The following is a 22,817-nucleotide window of genomic DNA, read 5'->3' as shown; positions in this document are numbered from 1 at the left end:
GAAAGTTTATCAAATAAAATCAGCGATATTAATAGCTTGTATAATTTGTTCTAAATTAACAATTTACAATCAAACTAACAACTTTTTTTCATTATTTCGAGCATTTTTTTAACTTCGTAAAGTAGAAATAATTAATATTTTTTGTTTGTAATTAGATTTTAGAAACGAAATATACAATTTATTATTCCGGGCAAATAATTATTTTGTCGAACTGTAAAAACAATATGTCAAACTACTATTTTAATAAGAAAAAAATATTTATTTGATTAAATATACAAAGATATTACCTTTGTCATCCTTTTTCAAAAAACAATAAATCAAAAAAATAAAATCAACATTTAAAATATATGGAAAACTATATTAAAAAAATTAATGAAGCAGCTGAAAAATATAAAAACTATACAGCTGAAAATTTATCCAAACTCGTTAAAATTAAATCGGTGAGTATGGAAGAAAAAGATGTTCAACTTGAACTAAAAAGGCAAATGGAAGAAGCCGGTTTTGATGAAGTTCGTATTGACGGGCTCGGAAATGTTATCGGAAGAATCGGTAACGGAAAAAAAATACTTGCTGTCGATGCTCACATGGATACCGTTGACTTGGGAAATCTTGACAATTGGACATTCGACCCTTTGGGCGGTGAAATAAAAGACGGTTTTGTTCACGGGAGAGGAACAGTTGACCAAGAAGGCGGAGCTGCAGCTTTTGTAACTTCCGGAAGAATTTTAAAAGAACTCGGTTTTGACAGAGATTGGACAATTTATTTTACAGGAACTGTTATGGAAGAAGATTGCGACGGTTTATGCTGGAAATATATTGTTGAAGAAGAAAAAATAAAACCGGATTTTGCAATCAGTACCGAACCTACAAATTTAAATATTTACAGAGGGCACAGAGGAAGAATGGAGATGCGTGTAACATTTGCCGGAATTTCTTGTCACGGTTCTGCTCCCGAAAGAGGAGATAATGCTATTTATAAAGCTTCAAGAGCAGCATTAGAAATTGAAAAACTTAACGAAAGAATAAAAGATGATGAATTCCTCGGAAAAGGAACAGTTACTATTTCTGAATTCAAATCAGGCAGTCCTTCCCTTTGTGCTGTTTCTGATTATGCACATTTGCATCTCGACAGACGCTTAACTTGGGGAGAAACAAAAGAAAGTGCCGTAAAAGAAGTTGAAGAAGTTGTTTCTCAACACGGCGGAAAAGTTGAAGTACTGTATTATGAAGAAAAAGCATACACAGGTTTAAAATACGGAATGGAAAAATACTATCCCACATGGAAAATTCCTGAAAACCACAAAGTTGTGCAAACAGGCAGAGAAGCATATAAAGCTTTATTTAATTCTGAACCTAAAATTGACAAATGGACTTTTTCAACAAACGGTGTAACCATTAACGGTTATTATGATATTCCGATGATAGGTTTCGGTCCGGGAAATGAAGTTTTAGCACATGCTCCCGATGAAAAAGTACCGATTGAACATCTTGTAAAAGCAAGTGCTTTCTACGCTGCATTTGCCTATATGATTTCCGAAGACAAATAATATTGAAAAACATTAATTATGAATATAAAAGACAAAATAAAAGAACTTAAAAAATTGAAACCGGAATTATTCGGTAAAGACTTTCTGCTGACGTGGGAAAAAAGTGAAGACGATTTAAAAACCGTCTTAAAAGTAGCTGAAATATTAAAAGATATGCGTGATAACAATATCTCATCAAAAGTTTTTGATTCCGGTTTAGCAGTTTCACAATTCAGAGATAACTCAACCAGAACTCGTTTTTCTTTTGCATCGGCATCTAATATGCTGGGAATGGAAATTCAAGACCTTGATGAAACAAAATCGCAAATTGCACACGGAGAAACAGTAAGAGAAACCGCAAATATGATATCATTTCTTTCGGATTACATAGGAATAAGAGACGATATGTATCTCGGTGAAGGAAATAAATATATGCGTGAAGTCGGTGAAGCACTTGATGACGGATATAAAAACGGTGTTTTACCCAAACGCCCCGGCATCGTAAATCTTCAATGCGATATAGACCACCCTACCCAATCAATGGCTGACTTACAACATTTAATTGATAAATTCGGAAGTTTAGAAAACTTAAAAGGTAAAAAAATTGCAGTTTCTTGGGCATATTCACCAAGTTACGGAAAACCTCTTTCCGTTCCGCAAGGAATTATAGGTTTAATGACACGCTTCGGAATGAATGTAGAACTTGCTTACCCGAAAGGATATAATTTAATTCCCGAAGTTGAAGAACTTGCAGCAAAACAAGCAAAAGAAAGCGGCGGTTCGTTTAAAATTGTTGACAATATGGAAGAGGCATTTAAAGATGCTGATATTATTTACCCGAAAAGTTGGGCTCCTTATCATGTAATGGAAAAGAGAACTGAACTTCTTAAAAATAAAGATACTGAAGGTTTAAAAAAACTTGAAAAAGAAGCATTAGCCGAAAATGCAAACTTCAAAGATTGGACAGTTGATGACGATAAAGTTAAACTCACAAAAGACGGAAAAGCTTTATATATGCATCCGCTTCCGGCTGACATTTCAGGTTTAAGTTGCGAGGAAGGAGAAGTAACCGACAAAGTTTTTGAAAAATACAGAATTGAAACATACAAAGAGGCAGGATATAAACCGTACATTATTGCTTCAATGATGTTTGTAAATAAATTTAAAAAGCCTGCAAAAGCTTTAAATAAAATTCTGAAAAGAAATCAAAAAAGATTCGGAATATAAAAAATACAAATAAAACAATTCTAAATCCTGTCTGTAAGTTGGCAGGATTTTTTATTTTTGGGCTTTAAATAATAAATTATGAAGAAACTGAACAGAATATTTATCGGCATATTATTGGTATCATCAACTTTATTCTCAAAAGTTACAGGGCAGAATGATACAACCGAAATTATTATCCTGCATACAAATGATATGCACGCAAAAATTGATAATATGGCAAAACTTGCATACTTTGTGAAACATTACAGAAGTAAATACAATAATGTTTTTTTACTTTCGGCAGGTGATAATTTTACCGGCAACCCCGTTGTTGACCAATATAAAAATCCCGGGTACCCAATGGTTGATTTAATGAATAAAATTTCTTATGATGCTTCTGCAATAGGAAATCACGAATTTGACTACGGTCAAAAAAACTTTAACATATACAGAAAAGAAGCTGACTTTCCGTTTATTTCGGCAAATATTTTCCCTGATAATAATGCAGAACTGAATAAACCTGTTGATTATATAAAATTGAAAACAAAAAACGGAATTTCAATTGGCATTTTAGGTCTTACACAAACAAACAAACAAGGTATTCCCAGCAGCAGCCCCATGAAATTAAAAAACATTTCTTTTAAAGACCCGATTGAAGTTGCAAAAAAATATAAAAGCTACAAAGATTCTTCTGATATTTTTATTGCTCTTACACACCTCGGCTATAAAAGAGATTTAAAACTTGCAAAAAAGATTCCCGTTTTTGATGCAATTATCGGAGGTCATTCCCATACAAAACTTCAGCAAGGAGATTTAAAAGGAAATACATTAGTTACACAATCCGGGTCTTATGTTAACTATTTCGGGGTAATGACTTTAAAAGTTGTTAATCATGAACTCATCTCTAAGAAAGATACAATGATAGGTTTAAGAGATGCAACAAGATACGATGAAGAAATTGCCGGATTAATAAAACAATACAATAATAATCCCGGTCTTTACATAGTTATCGGATATGCTGATGATGATATTACCGGAAAAGACGAACTCGGTTCAATGATGACAGATGCAATGCGAGATACCTTAAATGTTGATATTGCTTTTCAAAATAACGGAGGCATTCGTACACACCAACTTCCGAAAGGAAAAATTACCGTTAAGCAAATCTTTGAACTTTCACCTTTCGGGAATACTTTTGTTGAATATAATTTAACACCCAAACAAATAAAAAAACTGATAAAATACACATTTAAATTTCATCAAAACAATGAATTACAGGTAAGCGGTTTAATTATCAATTTAACAGTTTCAGAAAAAAAGAAACTTAAAAAAGTTAAACTGTTAACTTCCGATAAAACAGAACTTGATAAAAAAACTTACAGCGTTGTCGTTAATGATTATATGGCGACATCATATAATTTGAATTTTTTAAAAGGCGGAAAAAAATATACAATAATTGATGCTGAAAACACAATTAATTTTATTAAAAAAAACAAAACTATAAACTATAAAGGAGTTAAGCGTGTTTTTGAAAATATGAAATAATTTAGTATATTTGAAAGAAAACTTCGTTTTACTTATTAAAATAAAAAAGATGCAAAAATTTAAAATTTCACTTATCTTCCTCATCACTGCTGTCAGCATAAACATTAATGCTCAAATAGTTACCGAAAGACCAACACAATCAGAATCATCTTCTGTTTTACCGAAAGGAAGTTTTCAAATAGAAACAGGCATAGTAAGACAGATTTCGGGAAATGATTTGTACCCCGTAATAAATGTAACTTCTCCGATAACATTGTTCAGGTTCGGGCTTACAAAACGAGTAGAATTGAGATTATTGAGCCAATACAGAAAAGACATTTACGATTATCCCTATTATAGTTCTTCTAAAACAGTAGGATTCAGTGATATTGAAGTAGGGACTAAAATTCAAATTTTTAAAAAAGAAAATGCAAAAACAGAGATTGCTTTTGAAACACACCTTTCCGTACCTACCGGCTCAGCACTTTATACAAACGGAACGTATGCAACAATAAATAAAATTGCAGTTTCTCATGTTTTAACCGACAAACTCGGTTTAGGGTATAATATAGGATATATTTATAACGGAAACGGAGAAAGCTCAATGCTTTACAGTATAGGTTTAGGATACAACGTAAATAATAAATTCGGTTTTTTTATTGAACCGTACGGAAATTTAGCTGAATTCAGCACACATACCGCAAGTATAAACAGCGGTATTTTCTTCCTTCTTAAAAAGAATTTCCAAGTTGATTTTTCTCTCGGAACAGGTATTAATCATCCCATGAATTTTGTTGCTATGGGGTTAGCTTGGTTAATAGATACAAACTAATTCAATTTTTCACCTTTTTTACCCGATTTTAAAAAGAAGAATCAATATTATTGATTCTTCTTTTTAATGTGAGTTCTTATAATATTTGTCTTAAAAAAACAAGCATTATATAAAAAAATATAAGGAAGTAATTGAGAGAAAATTTCACATCAAACTCACACCTTTAGGCATCTGACAACTTTCTATTTTAAAGTTAAGGATGCTCTTTCAACTACATGAAATGATTTTGAAGGATACATATCATGTAATCTTATTTCATATTCTCCTGCTTGGCTCGGACAAATTAGTTTTATTGATTCGGCATTATCTTTCACATATTGCCATTTTCCCCAATCTTTATCTTCTTTAGATTTTTCAATTATTGTAATCCAATATTTTGACTTTTCAGTTGAACTGATAGGATTAGTAAATTTAACAATAATTTCTTTGTTAACCTCTGCCGAAGAAGGTGCAGTAAACATTACATCCGGTTTATCTCCACAAGAAAACATAAAAAAAACTCCTACAATAAATAATAATTTTTTCATATTAAATAATTTTATAATTTGTTAAAGTGCAAATATAACAGTTTTAATTTTACAATAAAAGCATTTAATTAGGGTTTGCTGAAAAACGCTAATATATTTATTTTTCAGTCATTTATAAAATTATTTACATATACAAGTGCAAGGTTTTTAATTCATTTCGCCCTATTTCCCTGCACTTGTGTAAAATGTTTTAGCTGCCCACAGGCACACTACCTTTCAAATTTCTCTTATTTCGCAGTATTTATATACGACTTCAAACGAGAAACTTGAAATCTAATGCACCTGTGAGCTTTTCAGCAAACCCTAATTAACTTTGATTTTCACTTCACTTCCTAAACAATATTTTTGTATTAATTCGGAAATCATTTTCAAATCCGCATCAAAATTATCATGCCCTCCGAAATTAATAACAATTAACAAAATTTCGACAGTTTTTGCCGTTATCATAGTTCTTACCGAATCAGATGTAGGACTTCCGAATGCTCCTTTGTTGTCATAAAAAACCGGAAGGCTTTCAATATTCATTTTTCCTCTGCCGATTGCTTCATAATCTTCATCTTTTTTTCCGATACCGAAAATAATATCATCTTGAATTTCATCAAAATCATATCCGCCTATTGAATAACCGGTTTTAACAGACGATAAATTTATAACATCAACAATATTGCTTATTTGATATATTCCTTTTCCGTTAATAATTCTTCTGTGCAAAGCTTCTGCCGACAATCTGTATCTTGCAGGCTCTTTGCCCAATGCTTTGTATGCTTCTCGAGAGCTTGCAATTTGAGGAATGTTTTTTACTTCTTCTGTTTTGATTTCTGAAATACGATTTATTTCATCTTTAATTTCCGCCCATAAAAATTCATTGTATTTATTATAAACTACGCTTGAATAAATTATCCCGAGTTTAATATCAGGGCAAGCATTTTTTATTATATTTGATACAGATATTTTTTTCATTCTTCAAATTTAGAAATAAAAATCATTTATTAAATGCCATATTTATTCGTTTTTTTTACTTTTGCATAAAATAAATAAGAAATAATATGGGAAGAGCATTTGAATACAGAAAAGCTGCAAAAATGAAACGTTGGGATAAAATGTCCCGAATATTTCCGAAACTTGCAAAAGCAATTACTATTGCTGCAAAAGAAGGCGGCGAAGATCCTGACATGAATGCAAAATTGCGTACTGCAATTCAAAATGCTAAGGCTCAAAATATGCCGAAAGATAATATATCGGCTGCAATAAAAAGAGCATCGGGCAAAGATGCCGCAAGTTATACTGAAGTTAATTACGAAGGCAAGGGACCTCACGGTGTATTAATATTTGTAGAATGTGCAACAGATAATACAACAAGAACCGTTGCAAATATTAAATACTATTTCAATAAATACGGAAACGGATTAGTGCCTTCGGGCTCCTTAGAATTTATGTTTAACAGAAAGGCTGTTCTGGAATTTGAAAAAACAGATGAAATCGACCTTGAAGAGCTTGAATTTGAATTAATTGATGTCGGTTTGGAGGAAATTGAAGAACATGACGGAACTGTATATGTTTACGGAGATTACAAAAATTTCGGAACATTAGCCGCTGCTTTTGAAGAAAAAGGTATTGAACTTACAAAATCAGGTTTACAGAGAATTCCGACTTCTCCTGTTGAGTTTACAGAAGAACAACTTGAAGAAATAGAAGTTCTTATTGATAAAATGGAAGAAGATGATGATGTTCAAGCTGTTTATACAAATATTGTTTAAATATTATTTTCCTAATGACATCAAGACCTTACAATTTTAAAAAATATTCAAGTCCTTAATAATGAGAGCAATATATAATTTCTATTCCTTTACACACAAATAAATTATTTCATTTTTGTCAAATCTGTATCTTTTGATTTCTTCATCAGAAAATGTTTTTACAAAATCATCTTCAATAACTTTAAAACCGGCTTTTCTTAACCTTTCAGAATAATCTTTTCCGTATAGCCTTACATGGTCATATTGCCCGAAAATCTTTTCTCTTTCCTTTTTGTCCGTAACAGTATCATCCTCAAAGGTTTTTTCAAGAGAATAATCAATCGGAACTTGTAAAATTGCCCAACCTTTAGGTTTTAATATTCGTAAAACTTCTTTCAATGCTTTTTGTTCCTCGTCAATATGTTCCATCACGTGGTTGCAAATAAAAACATCAAAACTGCTGTCTTTAAAATCCATATTTCTGATATCGGTTTTAACGTCGGCAATAGGTGAAAATAAATCGGCAGTTGTGTAATTCAAATTTTCAAATTTCTTAAAACGTTTAATAAAAGGCTGTTCCGGTGCCATGTGTAAAACAACTTTTTCTTCTTTAAACAAATCTGTTTTATTTTGAAAATACAGCCATAACAAACGATGTCTTTCCAACGATAAACAATTAGGACACAGTCTGTTACTTTTATTTGCAACACCGTAGCCGTAAGGCATAAATTTCTTAAAATGTTTATTACAAACCGTACATTCTACACTATTTCCTTTATAAAAAAGACTGACAGGTTTGTTAAACAACATACTCATTTTAATTAAAAACGGCCGAGGTATATATTTTAAAAGTAGTTTAATCAGTTTACGCATTTCTTTTTTTTTCAAAATAATAAAAATAAAATCATTTTTTGATATTTGAAAGATATTATTTTGTATTTAAGTTTAAATATTAGTAGATTTGTTCCTCTTATAAATATTAAAAATATAAATCCGATTCTCATGAAACAAATTAAACTTCTATCAATTCTGTTAATTTTTGTAGTTTTTGCATCTTCTTGTAAAAAAACCCCTCATGACAAAATATCCGGGAAATGGGATGTTAATAAAATTGAAAACTCAACAATGACAGAAGCTGCAGACATTGAGTTTTTAAATGAAATGAATGCTGAAGTATTAGAAAATGAAATTTTTGAATTTTCTGATAAAAAAATAAGCAAAAAGTTTCCGGAAGCAACAGAAGGAACTTGGGAAATGGATGAAGCAGGAGACACCTTAAAAATTGATTGGGGTGTTGACGATATGTACTCTCCGCATAAATTTGTTATAGAAACATTAACAGAAGACAGTTTGGTTCTGATTGAAGATTTTGATGAGTTTTTAATAACAACCTCTTTTATTAAAACAAAATAAGAATTTTTAACATAATAGTTTTACGCATGTAATTTAAACAAAGACAATTTGAGTAAATTACATGCGTTTTCTATATAAAATGAATTATAATGAAGAATATTTTTATAAGTCATGCTAAAAATGATAAAAGCATTTCAAAAAAATTAGTTTCTAAATTAGAATCGTCAGGAATACCGTGTTATGTTTCTTCAAGAGATAAAGCAGCCGGAAACACTTCCGGGCTTATTGAGAACAGCAGTATTTTTATTTTTATTTTATCAAAAAGTTCACAGCAATCAACTGAAGTTATTAATCAATTAAAGATTGCAGTTAATAATAATTGCAATATTATTCCTTTTAAAGTCGGGGATATTGATGACAACTTAGGAATGCAATACATTCTTCATTCTCTTGAATGGGTTGATGCACACGGCGACGGTTTTGATGAAGCCTTTGAGATTTTACTCGAAATTATTGAAGAATTATCGGAAGGAAGGATTATTAAGCCAAAAAAACAAGTAAACAAAGGACAAACTGAAGGAAATGATTTTAACATAAAAAAAACACATTTATATGCAATAATTTCTATACTGGCTGCAATTTTAATTTATCTTACGGTATTCGATTCCGAAACAAATAAATCTGATAATATTTCTCAAAACAATAATAACTTAATACAAAATAACAATACAACACCTGTTTTTGTTAATTCAGACTTAAAAGACGATGAAAAAATAATTGTAGGTTCTTGGAGAATGATTGATTATGAAGACAGCAGAACAATGACTCCGGAAGAAAAAAAGATAACTGAGCAGAACATCGAAGCAATGAAAAAACAAGTGTTATTAACATATAATGCCGACAGAACTTTTGCAAGGGTCGGTTTTACGCCTGAAATTCAAAAAGGATATTGGGAATATGACAGTAAAAAAAGAATAATTTATTTAATACCGGAAAATGTTAATCAAAAAGAAAAAATCAATATCTTTAATTTAACCGAAACAGAAATGACTATTGTTGTTACCGAACTTGTTAAAGATGCTCAAGGAAGAGATGAAACCGTTACGACTAAGATTACATTTCAGAAACAATAAAGACAAAAATTTCAATAAACATAAATAACTTTTCCGATAATTTTATTTTTCGGAATAAGACCGAGCATTCGAGAATCAAATAAATCACTTCTGTTATCATTCAGTAAAAAAACGGAATCCTTTTTAACCGTTATTTCAAGAAAATCATCGGGCTCGGAAAATATATTGTATTTGCATTTTTTAACAGCAACCAACTTTTCTTTTAAGTTTGACAAAGTATCTTTTAATATTTTATTGAACTCGTTATCAGTAAGTTCAACTTGAAAAAAGCCTGAATTATTTATCTTTTTAAGCAAATAAATATTTCTTAAAGAATCCTCTTCATCGTTTGAAATATACCTTAAGCAATATGAATATGCAACTTCTTCAAAATCAATAAATTTTTTATTTACAAATAAATCTTGCTCGATAATTTTAACGAAACTGCCGTTTTTTGCAACCAACCTACTTACCTTTATATCTCCTGTTTTATCATCTTCAAAAGCAATAATATTACCTTCATTCAATTTTGAAAATTTATTTACTATTATTTTATCTCCTTTTTTTATTGTTTTATACATAGACATATTCGCAACCGTATAAAAATCAAATACAAAAAGTTTAATAATAAAAACTAATGTTATTGCCGACAAAGAGAAAAATATGATTTTCTTTAAAGGTTTCTTCATAATACAAAATTAAAAAACCGCTGTTAATTTCAGCGGTTTAATATTTCTTTTCTTAATCTTTTTATAAATCCTCATCTACGATTTTCAATAATCTGTTCCAGCGAATTTTACCGTTAAATAATGACCTGTCTTTATCAAGTGATAACCAAACAAATACAGGTTTTCCTACAACATGGTCTTCGGGAACAAAACCCCAGAATCTTGAATCGGCAGAGTTTCCTCTGTTATCTCCCATCATAAAATAATAGTTCATTTTAAAAGTATATTCTGTTGCTTCTTTTTTATTTATGAAAATTTTACCGTTTTCAATTTTAAAATCATTATTTTCATAAACATCAATTATTCTTTTATACATTGAAATATTGCTTGTATCAATTTTTATGGTTTTTCCTTTTTCAGGAATATATAGAGGCCCGAAGTAATCTTTATTCCATTTATACCTTTCGTCATGCGGAAAAATGCCGAGATCAATTTCTCCGGGTTCATCTAAAATAATTACAACCTTTTCAACACTTCTGAACTTTGATATCTTTTTAACATAACCTTTCGTTAAAGGCAAAACATAACCGGGAAGTCTTTCGTAACTTGTAATTCTTCCTGATGTAGCATAGTCTTCGGCACTTATACCCATATCAGATAATGTCTTCTTATTCAGCGATTTACCCGGCTTAGTTTCTATATGATAGTTATATTGTGTGTGTTTAAATTCTGTACCTTTTTCTCCGTTAATATAAACTTCGCCTTCCTTTATTTCAAGAATATCTCCGGCAATTGCAACGCAACGTTTTACATAATTATCTTTTTTATCAACAGGGCGGTCAACAATTGTATAATTTGATTTTACTCTTTTTCTTGCTTGGTTCAAATATATACTGTCATCTTTAGTTACAATTCCTGTTCTTTCATCTGTATATTTTAGCATTAGAGCTTCTTCCCGAACAATTTTGTAATAACTTTCGGCTGACCGTTCAAGAGCAACCGTATCTCCTACCGGAAAATTAAAAACAACAATGTCGTTTCGTTTAACTTCACCAAAACCTGCTAATCGTTTATAGGGTGATTTTATCCAATCAAGATAAGGCTCAAATTCTTTTCCTTGAAATGTATGTGTAAAAGGTATTGCAAGCGGTGTATTCGGCATTCTAGGTCCGTAGCTTACTTTACTTACAAATAAATAATCACCGACCAATAATGATTTCTCAAGCGAAGATGTAGGAATCATATATGCTTCAATAAAAAACATTCTGATAATTGTTGCGGCAATTACGGCAAACACCAGGGCATCAACCCATTCTATTAGTTTACTTTTTTCTTTCAGGTCTCTTTTTTTCCAAAAAGTCCAATTAACTTTTTTAGAAATGTAATAATCAAATATTACGGGAACTCCTAATAAAAGCCACCAACTTCCTATCCAAAGTACAAACAGTAAAAAAACTATTGTCCAAAAGACAAACTTGAAATACTTGTTTTTTAATAATGTTCTCATTCTGTTATTTATATTTATTTAATAAAATATTAACTTCTTTTCTCAACTTCGGTAAATCTCTTGATATTATTCCCCCAATAATTACATTATCAACTTTATCATAACCATGTATCACATAGTTTCTTAAACTAATAATTCTTTCTGCATTATTAATCGGGAAGTTTTTATCTATTTTAAGTATTCTGCTTGTTGCCTCTCCTATAATCTCAAATTCTCTTTCAACAGCTCTGCGAAGCAACTTATTTTTTTCATAATGTATAAAATCTCTCTTATTTCCTAAATATTCAAAAATTGAATTTGCAGAAATCAAAATATCATATAAATGTTTTTTAATTTTATACTGCATAAAGAAGTTGCTTATTTTCATTTATTGATTTAATAAAATATGGATTACTCAATGATTTGTATGTTATTAAATCAATTTTTCGGTTAAAAGTCTTTTCAAAAAGTTTATGTAAAATGAAATAATTATCCGTATATTCTTCAATCGTAATATTACTGAATTTAATTAACAAATCAACATCACTTTCATCAGTAAAATATTCAGTTGTAACTGAACCTATTGCATACAATTCTTCCACCTTATACTTTTCGCAATATTCAATAATTTTGTTTATATTTTCTGATAATAATTTATTCATAATGCCATTTTCAACTTTCAAATTAACAAATTTTTAGTCTAAAAATCTAATAAATCAGCCATTGTTAAAAATCCTTTATTGTTTTGTGTAAACTCAGCTGCGAAAACTGCTCCGAGAGCAAATCCTTTTCTGCTTTTTGCACTGTGTGTAATTTCAATATAATCAACGTCGGATTCGTATTTTACGGTATGCAGCCCGGGTACTTTTCCCTCTCTGTACGAACGAATTACAAGTTCCGTATTATTAACGGCATTTTCTTTTACCCAAGTTTCTTTTTTGTCATAATTTGTGATTAAATCTTCGGCAATTGTAATTGCTGTTCCGCTGGGAGCATCTTTTTTTTCGGTGTGATGTGTTTCGGAAATATTAACATTATATCCTTCCGAGTTATTCATTAATTCTGCAAGTTGTTTGTTTAATTTAAAGAACAGATTAACGCCTATACTGAAATTTGAAGCATAGAAAAAAGTTTGTTTATTTTGTTCACATTGCAACTTTATTTCAGGCAATTTATCAAGCCAACCGGTTGTTCCGGAAACTACCGGAATATTTGCTTTAAAACATTTTAAATAGTTTTTGTATGCAGAACTTGGTTGCGTGAATTCTATCGCAACATCAGTTTTCTTCAAATTTTCAATTGTAAAGTTATTGCTGTTTACATCAAATTTAAATATTACTTCATGTCCTCTTTCTTCGGCAATTTTTTCAATTTCTTTACCCATTTTCCCGTAACCGATTATTGCTATTTTCATTTTTATGATTTTTTTATAAAAAAAGCCCGAAATAATCGGGCTTAGTATCATTCTGAAATTTCATTTATTTAACTGAATCAACAATTACTTTAAAAGCTTCGGGATGGTTCATTGCAAGGTCTGCAAGAACTTTTCTGTTAAGTTCAATTCCTTTTTTATGAATTTTTCCCATAAATTCGGAATAAGACATATCATATTGTCTTACACCTGCATTAATTCTTTGAATCCAAAGTGCTCTGAAATTTCTTTTTTTAGTTTTTCTGTCTCGGTAAGCATATTGCAAACCTTTTTCATGTGCATTTTTAGCAACTGTCCAAACATTTTTTCTTCTTCCGAAGTAACCTTTTGTTTGTTTAAGAATTTTTTTTCTTTTTGCTCTTGATGCAACTTTGTTTGTTGAACGCGGCATACTTTTTAATTTTTTTTGAATATCGGCGGTTTTTTTAACTCTTAAAGCCTTTATTCAGGTTAATACTTGTTTGTTTTTGGCGGATGCGATCTTGTTAAAGATTCTTTTTATTAACATTCCGAACCGGGTTTTTAAACCGAATTTTGCTTACTTCATTGCCAGAAGTTGTCTTACGTTTCTGTCGTCAGCTTTGTGAACGATTGCTGTGTAACCCAAATTTCTTTTTCTTTTTTTGGATTTTTTAGTCAAAATATGACTTTTATAAGCATGTTTTCGTTTAATTTTTCCGGTTCCTGTTAATTTGAACCTTTTCTTCGCTCCGCCTTTGGTTTTCATTTTAGGCATAACTTTCTCCTTTTAAAATTAATAATAAAAATTTATAATATTTTGTGTTATTTTTTATTCGGTGTAATAAACATTGTCATTTTCTTCCCTTCCAATTTCGGCATTGATTCAACTTTACCGTATTCTTCAAGTGCTTGTGCAAATTCTAATAATTTAATTTTTCCTTGGTCTTTATAAACAATTGTTCTGCCTCTGAAAAATACAAAAATTTTAACTTTTGCTCCGGCTTCCAAAAACTTTTTTGCATGGTCTAATTTAAAATTAAAATCATGGTCATCTATGTTCGGTCCGAAACGTATTTCTTTTATAACAACTTTCTGTTGTTTTGATTTCAGTTCTTTCTGTTTCTTTTTTTGTTCAAAAATAAACTTCTGAAAATCAATTACTTTACAAACAGGCGGATTTGCATTAGGTGAAATTTCAACAAGTGTTAAGTCTTGTTCTTCCGCCAGTTTCAATGCTTCATCCAAAGAAAAAATTCCGGTTTCTACATTATCACCTACCAATCTTACTGTTTTGGCTCTGATATATTTACCTGTATTAAACTTATACTTTAAGTTCTCTTTTCTTTTGTTATAAGGTTTCCTTTTTTTGATTGTTTATTCCTCCTATTTATTAGTTAGTTAAAAAATTCAATTTGCAAAGATATAATTTATTTTAGTTCTTTCGCAACTCTATCATTAATAAAATTTGAGAATTCTTCAATTGTCATTGTTCCTATATCGCCTTCGCCTTGTTTTCTTACCGAAAGCAAGTTATTTTCAACTTCTTTTTCACCGACAATTAACATATAAGGAATTCGCTTCATCTCATTGTCTCTTATCTTTTTACCTATTTTTTCATTTCGATTGTCAACGGTTACACGAACATCTGTTAATTTTAATTGATTCATTACATCTTTTGCATAATCATTAAAACGTTCGCTTATAGGTAAAATAACTGCTTGTTCCGATGTTAACCAAAGCGGAAATTTACCGGCGGTATGTTCAATTAACACGGCTACAAATCTTTCCATTGAACCGAACGGGGCTCTGTGAATCATTACCGGTCTGTGTTTTTTGTCGTCACTTCCGGTATATTCTAATTCAAAACGATCCGGCAAATTATAATCTACTTGAATGGTTCCTAACTGCCAACTTCTGCCGAGAGCATCTTTTACCATAAAGTCTAACTTAGGACCGTAAAATGCAGCTTCACCGTATTCAATAACAGTATTTAAACCTTTTTCTTCGCATGCTTCTATAATGGCAGCTTCTGCTTTTTCCCAATTTTCATCAGAACCGATATATTTACTTTTATCTTCTTTATCTCTTAAAGAAATTTGAGTTGTAAAATTAGCAAAATCAAGAGTTTTGAAAATATAAAGAACTATATCAATCACTTTAATAAATTCTTCTCTTAATTGATCCGGTCTGCAAAAAATATGTGCATCGTCTTGAGTAAAACCACGAACACGTGTAAGTCCATGTAACTCACCGCTTTGCTCATATCTGTATACGGTTCCGAATTCTGCATAACGTATCGGTAAATCTTTATATGAATGAGGTTTTGCTTTATAAATTTCACAATGATGCGGACAATTCATCGGTTTTAACAAAAACTCTTCGCCTTCGGCAGGTGTATTTATCGGTTGAAACGAATCTGCACCGTATTTTGCATAATGCCCGGATGTTACATACAATTCTTTTTGTCCGATATGCGGAGTAATTACAGGCTCATAACCGTATTCTGTTTGAACTTTCTTTAAAAAATTCTCTAAACGTTCTCTTAATTTTGCACCTTTCGGCAACCATAGCGGAAGCCCCTGTCCTACTCTGCTTGAGAAGGTAAATAATTCAAGTTCTTTCCCCAATTTTCTGTGATCTCGTTTTTTTGCTTCTTCCAGTAAAACAAGATATTCGCTTAATAATTTTTGTTTCGGAAAACTTACTCCGTAAACACGTGTCAATTGTTTATTATTTTCATCACCTTTCCAATAGGCTCCGGCAATGCTCATTATTTTCATTGCCTTAATATAGCCGGTATTCGGCAAATGCGGTCCTCTGCATAAATCAGTAAAGTTTCCTTGCTCGTAAAAAGTAATTGTACCGTCTTCTAATCCGCTGATTAAATCAACTTTATATTCATCTCCTTTTTCGGTATAATATTTTAATGCCTCAGATTTACTCATATCTTTTCTGATATACTCATTTTTTTGTTGAGCCAATTCGAGCATCTTTTTTTCAATTCTCGGAAAATCTTTATCAGATATTGTTTTCCCTTCCGGAAGGTCAATATCATAATAAAAACCGTTATCAATAGAAGGACCTACCCAAAGTTTCACTCCCGGGTATAGTGCTTCAATAGCTTCCGCCATAAGGTGAGCAGATGAATGCCAAAATGCATCTTTACCTTGTTCATCGTCAAATTTGTATATTGCGAAGTCTGCATCCTCAGTAATCGGGCGAGTTAAATCGTAAGTTTTACCGTTTACACCTACTGCTACGGCTTCTTTTGCCAAACGATTACTGATTCCTTTTGCTATTTCTAAACCGGTGATACCGCTTTCAAATTCCTTTACTGTTTTATCGGGGAATGTTATATTTATCATATTATATATTTTTCATACACAAATACAAAATGTGCATGTGTTTAAGCCGGCGAAGTTAATATTGATAATTAAAATACGAAATTGTTTTTTAGTTTATTTGCATTGTTTAATGGTGTGTTTCGCTTAAAAATCATACTTCAAAGCCAAACCGCCGTAACCGTAAGAAATATTATAGGAAGTTAAGTTACCGATCGGAATTTTGGCATAAGGTTCAAATATCAAACTGCCTTTCTTTAAAGGAATTTTATAACCGACAGAAAAATTAAATAATTTTGCAAAATCAAAGGTTTTAAATGCACCGGATTCTTGATTTTCACTTACTTGATCGTAAAGATATAGAGTTTCATATGAATTCGTTTGAGAGTTATATACTTCTTGTGTATTTTCAACATAATAATTCTCAAAATAACTTTCTTTTAAATAAACCAAGGAAGAAACACCGGTAGAAATATACATTTTATCAAAATTGAATTTTACATTTAAAGGAATATCTAATCCGACTAATAATATTTCAGTTTCAGAACTTCCTGCAAATGCTGTTTCTACAGCATCATAAGACTTTAAACTTCCGAATAAACTGCTGCTTTCTGTATTCATATGATGATTAGTAAGCAATAAACCGGAATTTATACTAATTCTTTTTGAGATACGATATTCAGTTAAAACACCACCGCCGATATTAATATTATCTGTTGCCCCAATCTCGGAAGAACTAAAATGCGAAGAAACAGCCAGCCCGAAGTTAAACTTCTTACCGGTTTTTTTTTCAATAAAGAAATCCTTATCATCCGGCATTAAAATCGGTCTGTTATCTTTTACCGTATCAATTGATGTTTTATTGTTAATGCTGTCTTTATCAACGACCTTTGCTAAATCAGCAAAAATCTTTTTTTCTTGTTCTTCTTCATTTTTAACAGAATCATTTAAAACTCTGTTTATATTAATTTCAATCTTATTATCTGTAATATAATTCTGTTTAGTATTATTATTTTGAATTTCTTTAAATGGCTGTTTAACAATTGAATTGTCTTTTTTTACAAATTCTTGTTTATCTGTTTTATTAGAGTTATAGGCAATGTTAAGTATGTTATTTTTATCCGTTATTTCTTTATTTTTAAATGTACTGTCATTTACTAAAATTGAATTATCAGTATTCGAAAATTGATGGTTGGTTTTAAAAGGCCATAAAACTCCAATCCCGACAAATAAAATTATTGATGCAGCTTTTGCAATATCTATAAACCAAATAAATGCTTTTTTCTTTTTTTTATCGGTTAGTTTTTCTTGCATTAATTTCCAAGCATCATTATTGAACGGTTCATTATAGTTCTCAAATGTGCTGCGAATTTTATTGCTCATTTTTTCATCAAACGATTCCTGCATTTTTTTATATATAATCTAAACTTTATTATTTAAATCTTTTTTATTGAATTAAACTGCCGACCTAACATTAACTCACTAAAACTTTCACATACTCTTTATCTTTATAATGAAAATTTTCTGCATATAACTCTCGAAGCATTTTTTTTGCTCTGGATAAATTTGCTCTGGACGTACTGTCGGAAATATTTAACTTTTCCGCAATTTCGTTATGGTCAAATCCTTCAATTTCGTATAAATTAAATATAACGGCATAATGTTCGGGTATTGAGTTCAACAGTTTTAATATATCTTCAACTTCCAGCTCGTTAATTTCTGTTGTGTCGAATGTTGCTGATTCATAATTTTCAATATCATCGGTTAAAATCATTCGTTTGCTTTTACGATAATAATCAATAGACGTATTTACCGTAATTTGCCTGAACCAACTTTTAAACGACTTATTTATATCGAATTTTTTAATGTTATTAAATACTTTCAAAAAACTGTCGTTTAAAACTTCAATTGCCTCTTCTCTACTCTTTGTATATCGTAAAGTTATACTCATTCCGTAGGCATAGAATTGTCTGTAAAGCATCTCTTGATGCTTCATATCGCCTTTCACACAACCCTTTATGATTTTTGGGTTTATTTCTTCTTTTTTGTTTTGCAATTGCTCTTCAACAAATTATTTTTGTTTTACTTTAAGTCAACCAAATCCGGTCCCCTTACTTTAATAATATGACAATCATCTGCCTTGATAACAAATTTTTCTGAAATAACAATTTGATTATTAATTATTCCGATAAAAATAAAGTCATCTTTATCATTTCTTAAGTCCGGCAAATAATTATCATCCAGCACTGTATATGCATCATTAAAAGCATACTGATAAGGACGAATTGTATCATTTGTTGATGTTCTGACAGTATAATACTCATCTAAATCTCCGCCTGTTACTTTTATTGTAACCATTGCAAAAATTTCAGTACAGATTATATCACTTTTATCTAAATCACAAGTATTTATTAATAAAAAGATTGTAAGTATTGTAATTATCTTTTTCATATGTTTATAATATTAAAGGTCACATAGTTTTTGCAAAAGTAAAAATATATACGTATGCTTAATCCATTCAATTTCCATCGGTTATCATAAACATTTATTCTTCACATGACCAAACAGTAGTTCCCGATGAAGATTCTTCTAATTCTTTTATTTGATTTTCATCGCATACTACTCTCTCTTCAATTAATATACTTCCGGCTATACCCCCAATTGTTTTAGTACAAGTTTCACATTTACCTTTTACACAAGCACTTACCAGCATAAATATTATTGGTACAACTATAAATAAATAAAACCTTCCTTTTTTCATTATTCAATATAAAAATCAATTATTAATCCCCCAAGGATAATTATTTCTTTCCTGACAATAATTACCTGAAATATTTACTGATAAATCAATTTCAAAAATCAGTTCATCATAATATCCGATATAAGGTTCAATGTATTTTATGACATAACTTTTCGCTTCAATATTATAAACGTCAGCTTCCATGTCATACAAACACAAGCAATTACAATCTTGCTTCCGCTCAATTTCTTCAAGAATAATTGTATCGTTTTTCACGGAAATATCACAATACAATTTGCCCGGGCAACAATTAAAAGCAGTATTTATATGTTTCAAATTCAGAGTTTTACTTTCTGTATTATAAGAATATTCAACACATGTTTCATTTGTTTCATACACTAAGTTCTTTCCATTTTTGCATAACGAATGTGTTATCAATTTTCCGTCTTCCGTACTTATTTTGTTATCACAAGCAAAAGTAATAATTACTAAAAATACGATAATCAATTTTTCGTGAAGATTCATCTTTTTTGTTTTACTATTAATTAATACGTTAAAATTACGATAAGTGATGCAATTATAATTCAAAATCATAAAAAATATTACTTTAGTCTTTTAAATTATTACCTTGAATTCTAATAAAAATTAATGCAAAACCTTATAAAATATTTCAATGCCTGTTATCAAGCTGATAATAACAGCTTAACCGTAAGCAATTTTTTCGGAGCATCGGTTGAAAGCAGATTAATATTTGATGACGAAGAAAATCTGATTAACGGCAAGTTACCTTATTACCCTGTTGAAGAAGATTATGCCGTAAAGACAGATAAAATTGCCAAACTCTACGAAAAAGAAAAGGAATTTGTGTATTGTTCATTATTCGTTATCGGGAAAACAGTAAGTTTCAGTAATCGAATAACAAAAATTTGCTCCCCTTTAATTATACATCCTGCAAAAATTGTAAAACCTGAAGACGAATATTTTATTCAAATCGACAAATCTCAAAGAAGAATAAATTATCCGCTTTTAAACAGAATTCGTGAAGATGAAAGCGATAACGAAATCTTCCTTGAAAGAATTACAGAAATTGTTACCGGTTTTGATATTGACGACACAACTTTATTCGGATTGGCAGATATTTTCAAAACATTTATACCTGAATTAGATATTGAAGAACTCAACTTATTTCCGAAACTCTTATCTGAAAAACAAGTAAAAAAACATTTGCAAGCAAAACAATTAAATGAACTTAAAGGCTATAAAATTATTCCGGCAAGTGGTGCGGGAATTATTAAAAAGTCAATAAACACAAGAGGAATCATTAATGAACTGAACGAAATTTCAAAATCAAATGTTTTTTCCGCACCTTTAAAAGCTATTTTCAATTCCGGAGAAAACATTAAAAAATCGCACGAAAAACTCGGAAGAGTTCCCGGAATTTTAAGTGCAACGCAAAAAAAAGTTCTTCAAAATGCTCCTTTGTTCCCGGCAAGCCTCATTGTAGGACCCCCCGGAACCGGAAAATCATATACCGTTGCAACACTTGCAATCGAACAAATTACAAAAGGAAAATCAATTTTAATTGCATCAAGAACCGACCAAGCTGTTGACGTTATTGCCGACAAAATTGAAAAACAACTCGGAATAAAAGGCATTATTGTAAGAGGCGGAAGAAGTCAATACCTCAGAGATTTAAAAAAGTATTTGCAAAATATTTTAAACGGAATCTATAAAAAAGATGATTCAATAAGTTCAAAGGAACTTGAAAGCGATTTAAAAAGATTAGACAAAAAAATTGCAAAAATTGAGAACGAATTTTTAAAAAGAATTGACGATGAAATGAATTGGGGGAAATTTATTGCCGAAAAACAATATGAAAAAGGTTTCTTTACAAACTTGAAAAAGAAATATATTAATTGGAGAAACGAAAAGTTAAAAACACATCCTGAACTTATTTCGGAACTCGACAAAGCACTTCATAAGTTAAATGCAGATACTGTTAAATACATTGAAGAAAAACATTCCGAAAATATTGAAATTGCAATTATCAAGCATCGAAAAAGCTTAATGAATTTATTGAAAGCATTAAGAGCAAGACAAGGAACCAAACAAGAAGAATATTTCAAAACAGCTGACTTTAAGCATATTCTGAAAGTTTTCCCTATTTGGCTTGTGAAGATGAGCGATATAAATAAAGTGTTGCCCTTAAATACGGAGTTGTTTGACATTGCAATTATCGATGAAGCCACACAATGCGATATTGCAAGCAGTATCCCGATTATTCAAAGAGCAAAACACGCAGTTTTTACCGGCGACCCGAGCCAATTAAGGCACGTTTCTTTTCTGTCGAAGGCAATGAGCAATAATCTTATCACAAAATTTAATCTTGAAAATTATAATTCCGAAACCCTTGATTACCGGCATAACAGCATATTGGATATTGTCAGCAATAATATTTCAAATCAAGAACAAATATTCTTCCTAAATGAACATTACAGAAGTTTTCCTTCGATTATTCGTTTCAGTAATGAAAAATTTTACTCCGGAGTTCTGCGAATTATGAATTCCAGACCTGACATTTCAAAAAATGCAGGAAGCCAAGTTATCTTTTGCAAAGGAGTAAGAACTAAGCAAGGATACAATATCGAAGAAGCTGATTGCATAATTAAAAAACTTACCGAAATTATTGAAACCGAAAAAGAATTAAACGAACAAACCTGCAATTCAATTGGTATTCTTTCTCCTTTCAGAAATCAGGCAGAATATATTTCCGATTTAATTGAAAAAAAGTTTACTCTTAATGAAATTAAAAAGCACAATATCAGAGTCTCAACAGCATATGGTTTTCAAGGCGATGAACGAGACATTATGTTTCTTACATTTGTTTTGGATAACAATTCTCATCCTACGGCATTCAGGCATATCAATAAGCCCAATGTATTTAATGTTTCGATAACTCGTGCAAAATCAATGCAATATATTTATCATTCATTAAACATCAAATCCGTAACAACCAACTCACTACTAAGGGAATATCTTGAAAGTTTTAGTGACCTTAACAAAGAAGAAAAAACAAATAAAATTCAAGATAAATTCATTGAAGAAGTTACGGAAGAACTTCATAAGCAAGGTTTAAAAACATGGAAAGCATTTCCGGTTGCCGGATTAAAAATAGACATCATTGTAAAAATAAAAGATACAACATACGGAATTGACCTTATCGGTTATCCCGGTGAATTTGAAGGTGCCTTTACAATCGAAAGATATAAAATGTTGCAAAGAGCCGGCTTAAAAACAATACCTTTATCATATACACGTTGGGTAAGTGATAAGCAGAATTGTTTTTTTGAACTGATGAAAGATTTGAAATAAA

General features: G+C 30.5%; 25 protein-coding genes. 8 read left to right on the top strand and 17 right to left on the bottom strand.

Annotated elements, in window-relative coordinates:
* The first annotated feature begins 347 nt into the window (after positions 1-347).
* From L3J35_10950 to L3J35_10935, 4 genes are all read left to right on the top strand, one after another.
* Positions 348-1,547: a YgeY family selenium metabolism-linked hydrolase gene (locus L3J35_10950; GenBank protein ID MCF6366707.1), complete on the top strand. Its 1,200-nt coding sequence runs from the start codon at positions 348-350 to the stop codon at positions 1,545-1,547.
* 18 nt (positions 1,548-1,565) lie between these two features.
* On the top strand, positions 1,566-2,753 hold the full coding sequence (gene ygeW / locus L3J35_10945) for a knotted carbamoyltransferase YgeW (protein ID MCF6366706.1): 1,188 nt from the start codon (positions 1,566-1,568) through the stop codon (positions 2,751-2,753).
* Between the two features lie 78 nt (positions 2,754-2,831).
* Positions 2,832-4,277: a bifunctional metallophosphatase/5'-nucleotidase gene (locus L3J35_10940; protein ID MCF6366705.1), complete on the top strand. Its 1,446-nt coding sequence runs from the start codon at positions 2,832-2,834 to the stop codon at positions 4,275-4,277.
* 49 nt (positions 4,278-4,326) lie between these two features.
* The gene (locus tag L3J35_10935; GenBank protein MCF6366704.1) at positions 4,327-5,088 is read left to right on the top strand and encodes a transporter; all 762 of its coding nucleotides are present in this window, start codon (positions 4,327-4,329) and stop codon (positions 5,086-5,088) included.
* 182 nt (positions 5,089-5,270) lie between these two features.
* On the opposite strand, the gene L3J35_10930 is transcribed toward L3J35_10935, so the two are convergent.
* Both L3J35_10930 and L3J35_10925 read right to left on the bottom strand, forming a co-directional pair.
* A complete protein-coding gene (locus L3J35_10930; GenBank protein ID MCF6366703.1) occupies positions 5,271-5,615 on the bottom strand; it encodes a hypothetical protein in 345 nt (114 codons plus the stop codon).
* A gap of 303 nt (positions 5,616-5,918) precedes the next feature.
* A complete protein-coding gene (locus tag L3J35_10925; GenBank protein MCF6366702.1) occupies positions 5,919-6,575 on the bottom strand; it encodes a hypothetical protein in 657 nt (218 codons plus the stop codon).
* Between the two features lie 86 nt (positions 6,576-6,661).
* Here L3J35_10925 and L3J35_10920 point away from each other — a divergent pair, with 86 nt between their 5' ends.
* The gene (locus L3J35_10920; protein MCF6366701.1) at positions 6,662-7,372 is read left to right on the top strand and encodes a YebC/PmpR family DNA-binding transcriptional regulator; all 711 of its coding nucleotides are present in this window, start codon (positions 6,662-6,664) and stop codon (positions 7,370-7,372) included.
* Between the two features lie 81 nt (positions 7,373-7,453).
* Here L3J35_10920 and L3J35_10915 read toward each other — a convergent pair whose 3' ends face one another.
* On the bottom strand, positions 7,454-8,224 hold the full coding sequence (locus L3J35_10915; protein ID MCF6366700.1) for a methyltransferase domain-containing protein: 771 nt from the start codon (positions 8,222-8,224) through the stop codon (positions 7,454-7,456).
* Positions 8,225-8,353: 129 nt separating this feature from the next.
* On the opposite strand from L3J35_10915, the gene L3J35_10910 reads away from it, so the two are divergent.
* Positions 8,354-8,764 (top strand): hypothetical protein, encoded by a 411-nt coding sequence (locus L3J35_10910; GenBank protein ID MCF6366699.1) that lies wholly within the window; start codon positions 8,354-8,356, stop codon positions 8,762-8,764.
* Positions 8,765-8,853: 89 nt separating this feature from the next.
* Positions 8,854-9,837 carry a toll/interleukin-1 receptor domain-containing protein gene (locus L3J35_10905; GenBank protein MCF6366698.1) on the top strand — a complete coding sequence of 328 codons (984 nt, stop codon included), beginning with the start codon at positions 8,854-8,856 and terminating at the stop codon, positions 9,835-9,837.
* Between the two features lie 11 nt (positions 9,838-9,848).
* Here L3J35_10905 and lepB read toward each other — a convergent pair whose 3' ends face one another.
* From lepB to L3J35_10835, 14 genes are all read right to left on the bottom strand, one after another.
* Positions 9,849-10,505, bottom strand: coding sequence for a signal peptidase I (gene lepB, locus L3J35_10900; protein MCF6366697.1), 657 nt, complete (start codon positions 10,503-10,505; stop codon positions 9,849-9,851).
* A 61-nt stretch (positions 10,506-10,566) separates the two neighbouring features.
* Positions 10,567-11,991 (bottom strand): S26 family signal peptidase, encoded by a 1,425-nt coding sequence (locus L3J35_10895; GenBank protein MCF6366696.1) that lies wholly within the window; start codon positions 11,989-11,991, stop codon positions 10,567-10,569.
* A gap of 4 nt (positions 11,992-11,995) precedes the next feature.
* Entirely contained in the window at positions 11,996-12,358 is a 363-nt protein-coding gene (locus L3J35_10890) for a DUF86 domain-containing protein (protein ID MCF6366695.1), read from the bottom strand.
* Positions 12,327-12,632, bottom strand: coding sequence for a nucleotidyltransferase domain-containing protein (locus L3J35_10885; protein ID MCF6366694.1), 306 nt, complete (start codon positions 12,630-12,632; stop codon positions 12,327-12,329). The genes L3J35_10890 and L3J35_10885 overlap by 32 nt, the downstream gene beginning before the upstream one ends.
* A 38-nt stretch (positions 12,633-12,670) precedes the next feature.
* Positions 12,671-13,384, bottom strand: coding sequence for a 4-hydroxy-tetrahydrodipicolinate reductase (gene dapB, locus L3J35_10880; GenBank protein MCF6366693.1), 714 nt, complete (start codon positions 13,382-13,384; stop codon positions 12,671-12,673).
* A 64-nt stretch (positions 13,385-13,448) separates the two neighbouring features.
* A complete protein-coding gene (gene rplT, locus L3J35_10875; protein MCF6366692.1) occupies positions 13,449-13,793 on the bottom strand; it encodes a 50S ribosomal protein L20 in 345 nt (114 codons plus the stop codon).
* Between the two features lie 147 nt (positions 13,794-13,940).
* Positions 13,941-14,138 carry a 50S ribosomal protein L35 gene (rpmI, locus tag L3J35_10870; GenBank protein ID MCF6366691.1) on the bottom strand — a complete coding sequence of 66 codons (198 nt, stop codon included), beginning with the start codon at positions 14,136-14,138 and terminating at the stop codon, positions 13,941-13,943.
* 47 nt (positions 14,139-14,185) lie between these two features.
* Positions 14,186-14,734 carry a translation initiation factor IF-3 gene (gene infC, locus L3J35_10865; protein ID MCF6366690.1) on the bottom strand — a complete coding sequence of 183 codons (549 nt, stop codon included), beginning with the start codon at positions 14,732-14,734 and terminating at the stop codon, positions 14,186-14,188.
* A 56-nt stretch (positions 14,735-14,790) separates the two neighbouring features.
* A complete protein-coding gene (thrS, locus tag L3J35_10860) occupies positions 14,791-16,728 on the bottom strand; it encodes a threonine--tRNA ligase (protein ID MCF6366689.1) in 1,938 nt (645 codons plus the stop codon).
* 123 nt (positions 16,729-16,851) lie between these two features.
* Entirely contained in the window at positions 16,852-18,111 is a 1,260-nt protein-coding gene (locus L3J35_10855) for a PorT family protein (GenBank protein ID MCF6366688.1), read from the bottom strand.
* A 67-nt stretch (positions 18,112-18,178) separates the two neighbouring features.
* On the bottom strand, positions 18,179-18,700 hold the full coding sequence (locus L3J35_10850; GenBank protein ID MCF6366687.1) for a sigma-70 family RNA polymerase sigma factor: 522 nt from the start codon (positions 18,698-18,700) through the stop codon (positions 18,179-18,181).
* A gap of 86 nt (positions 18,701-18,786) precedes the next feature.
* On the bottom strand, positions 18,787-19,155 hold the full coding sequence (locus L3J35_10845) for a hypothetical protein (GenBank protein MCF6366686.1): 369 nt from the start codon (positions 19,153-19,155) through the stop codon (positions 18,787-18,789).
* Positions 19,156-19,249: 94 nt separating this feature from the next.
* Positions 19,250-19,417, bottom strand: coding sequence for a hypothetical protein (locus tag L3J35_10840; GenBank protein MCF6366685.1), 168 nt, complete (start codon positions 19,415-19,417; stop codon positions 19,250-19,252).
* A gap of 63 nt (positions 19,418-19,480) precedes the next feature.
* Positions 19,481-19,969: a hypothetical protein gene (locus L3J35_10835; GenBank protein ID MCF6366684.1), complete on the bottom strand. Its 489-nt coding sequence runs from the start codon at positions 19,967-19,969 to the stop codon at positions 19,481-19,483.
* Between the two features lie 123 nt (positions 19,970-20,092).
* Between L3J35_10835 and L3J35_10830 the strand changes: the two genes are divergently transcribed.
* Positions 20,093-22,816, top strand: a complete 2,724-nt coding sequence (locus L3J35_10830) for an AAA domain-containing protein (protein ID MCF6366683.1) — start codon at positions 20,093-20,095, stop codon at positions 22,814-22,816.
* The last annotated feature ends 1 nt before the right edge of the window (position 22,817 follow it).

This window comes from Bacteroidales bacterium, from assembly GCA_021648725.1.
Taxonomy (GTDB): domain Bacteria; phylum Bacteroidota; class Bacteroidia; order Bacteroidales; family JAADGE01; genus JAADGE01.
The sequence above is the reverse complement of the archived record's forward strand: the minus strand, read 5'-3'. Positions and strand labels throughout refer to the sequence as shown.

Excerpts from the sequence above, each read along its gene's own strand:
- L3J35_10950 (MCF6366707.1), top strand. The coding sequence starts at position 348 with ATGGAAAACTATATTAAAAAAATTAATGAAGCAGCTGAAAAATATAAA.
- ygeW (MCF6366706.1), top strand. The coding sequence starts at position 1,566 with ATGAATATAAAAGACAAAATAAAAGAACTTAAAAAATTGAAACCGGAA.
- L3J35_10940 (MCF6366705.1), top strand. The coding sequence starts at position 2,832 with ATGAAGAAACTGAACAGAATATTTATCGGCATATTATTGGTATCATCA.
- L3J35_10935 (MCF6366704.1), top strand. The coding sequence starts at position 4,327 with ATGCAAAAATTTAAAATTTCACTTATCTTCCTCATCACTGCTGTCAGC.
- L3J35_10930 (MCF6366703.1), bottom strand. The coding sequence starts at position 5,615 with ATGAAAAAATTATTATTTATTGTAGGAGTTTTTTTTATGTTTTCTTGT.
- L3J35_10925 (MCF6366702.1), bottom strand. The coding sequence starts at position 6,575 with ATGAAAAAAATATCTGTATCAAATATAATAAAAAATGCTTGCCCTGAT.
- L3J35_10920 (MCF6366701.1), top strand. The coding sequence starts at position 6,662 with ATGGGAAGAGCATTTGAATACAGAAAAGCTGCAAAAATGAAACGTTGG.
- L3J35_10915 (MCF6366700.1), bottom strand. The coding sequence starts at position 8,224 with ATGCGTAAACTGATTAAACTACTTTTAAAATATATACCTCGGCCGTTT.
- L3J35_10910 (MCF6366699.1), top strand. The coding sequence starts at position 8,354 with ATGAAACAAATTAAACTTCTATCAATTCTGTTAATTTTTGTAGTTTTT.
- L3J35_10905 (MCF6366698.1), top strand. The coding sequence starts at position 8,854 with ATGAAGAATATTTTTATAAGTCATGCTAAAAATGATAAAAGCATTTCA.
- lepB (MCF6366697.1), bottom strand. The coding sequence starts at position 10,505 with ATGAAGAAACCTTTAAAGAAAATCATATTTTTCTCTTTGTCGGCAATA.
- L3J35_10895 (MCF6366696.1), bottom strand. The coding sequence starts at position 11,991 with ATGAGAACATTATTAAAAAACAAGTATTTCAAGTTTGTCTTTTGGACA.
- L3J35_10890 (MCF6366695.1), bottom strand. The coding sequence starts at position 12,358 with ATGAAAATAAGCAACTTCTTTATGCAGTATAAAATTAAAAAACATTTA.
- L3J35_10885 (MCF6366694.1), bottom strand. The coding sequence starts at position 12,632 with ATGAATAAATTATTATCAGAAAATATAAACAAAATTATTGAATATTGC.
- dapB (MCF6366693.1), bottom strand. The coding sequence starts at position 13,384 with ATGAAAATAGCAATAATCGGTTACGGGAAAATGGGTAAAGAAATTGAA.
- rplT (MCF6366692.1), bottom strand. The coding sequence starts at position 13,793 with ATGCCGCGTTCAACAAACAAAGTTGCATCAAGAGCAAAAAGAAAAAAA.
- rpmI (MCF6366691.1), bottom strand. The coding sequence starts at position 14,138 with ATGCCTAAAATGAAAACCAAAGGCGGAGCGAAGAAAAGGTTCAAATTA.
- thrS (MCF6366689.1), bottom strand. The coding sequence starts at position 16,728 with ATGATAAATATAACATTCCCCGATAAAACAGTAAAGGAATTTGAAAGC.
- L3J35_10855 (MCF6366688.1), bottom strand. The coding sequence starts at position 18,111 with ATGCAGGAATCGTTTGATGAAAAAATGAGCAATAAAATTCGCAGCACA.
- L3J35_10850 (MCF6366687.1), bottom strand. The coding sequence starts at position 18,700 with ATGAAGCATCAAGAGATGCTTTACAGACAATTCTATGCCTACGGAATG.
- L3J35_10845 (MCF6366686.1), bottom strand. The coding sequence starts at position 19,155 with ATGAAAAAGATAATTACAATACTTACAATCTTTTTATTAATAAATACT.
- L3J35_10840 (MCF6366685.1), bottom strand. The coding sequence starts at position 19,417 with ATGCTGGTAAGTGCTTGTGTAAAAGGTAAATGTGAAACTTGTACTAAA.
- L3J35_10835 (MCF6366684.1), bottom strand. The coding sequence starts at position 19,969 with ATGAATCTTCACGAAAAATTGATTATCGTATTTTTAGTAATTATTACT.
- L3J35_10830 (MCF6366683.1), top strand. The coding sequence starts at position 20,093 with ATGCAAAACCTTATAAAATATTTCAATGCCTGTTATCAAGCTGATAAT.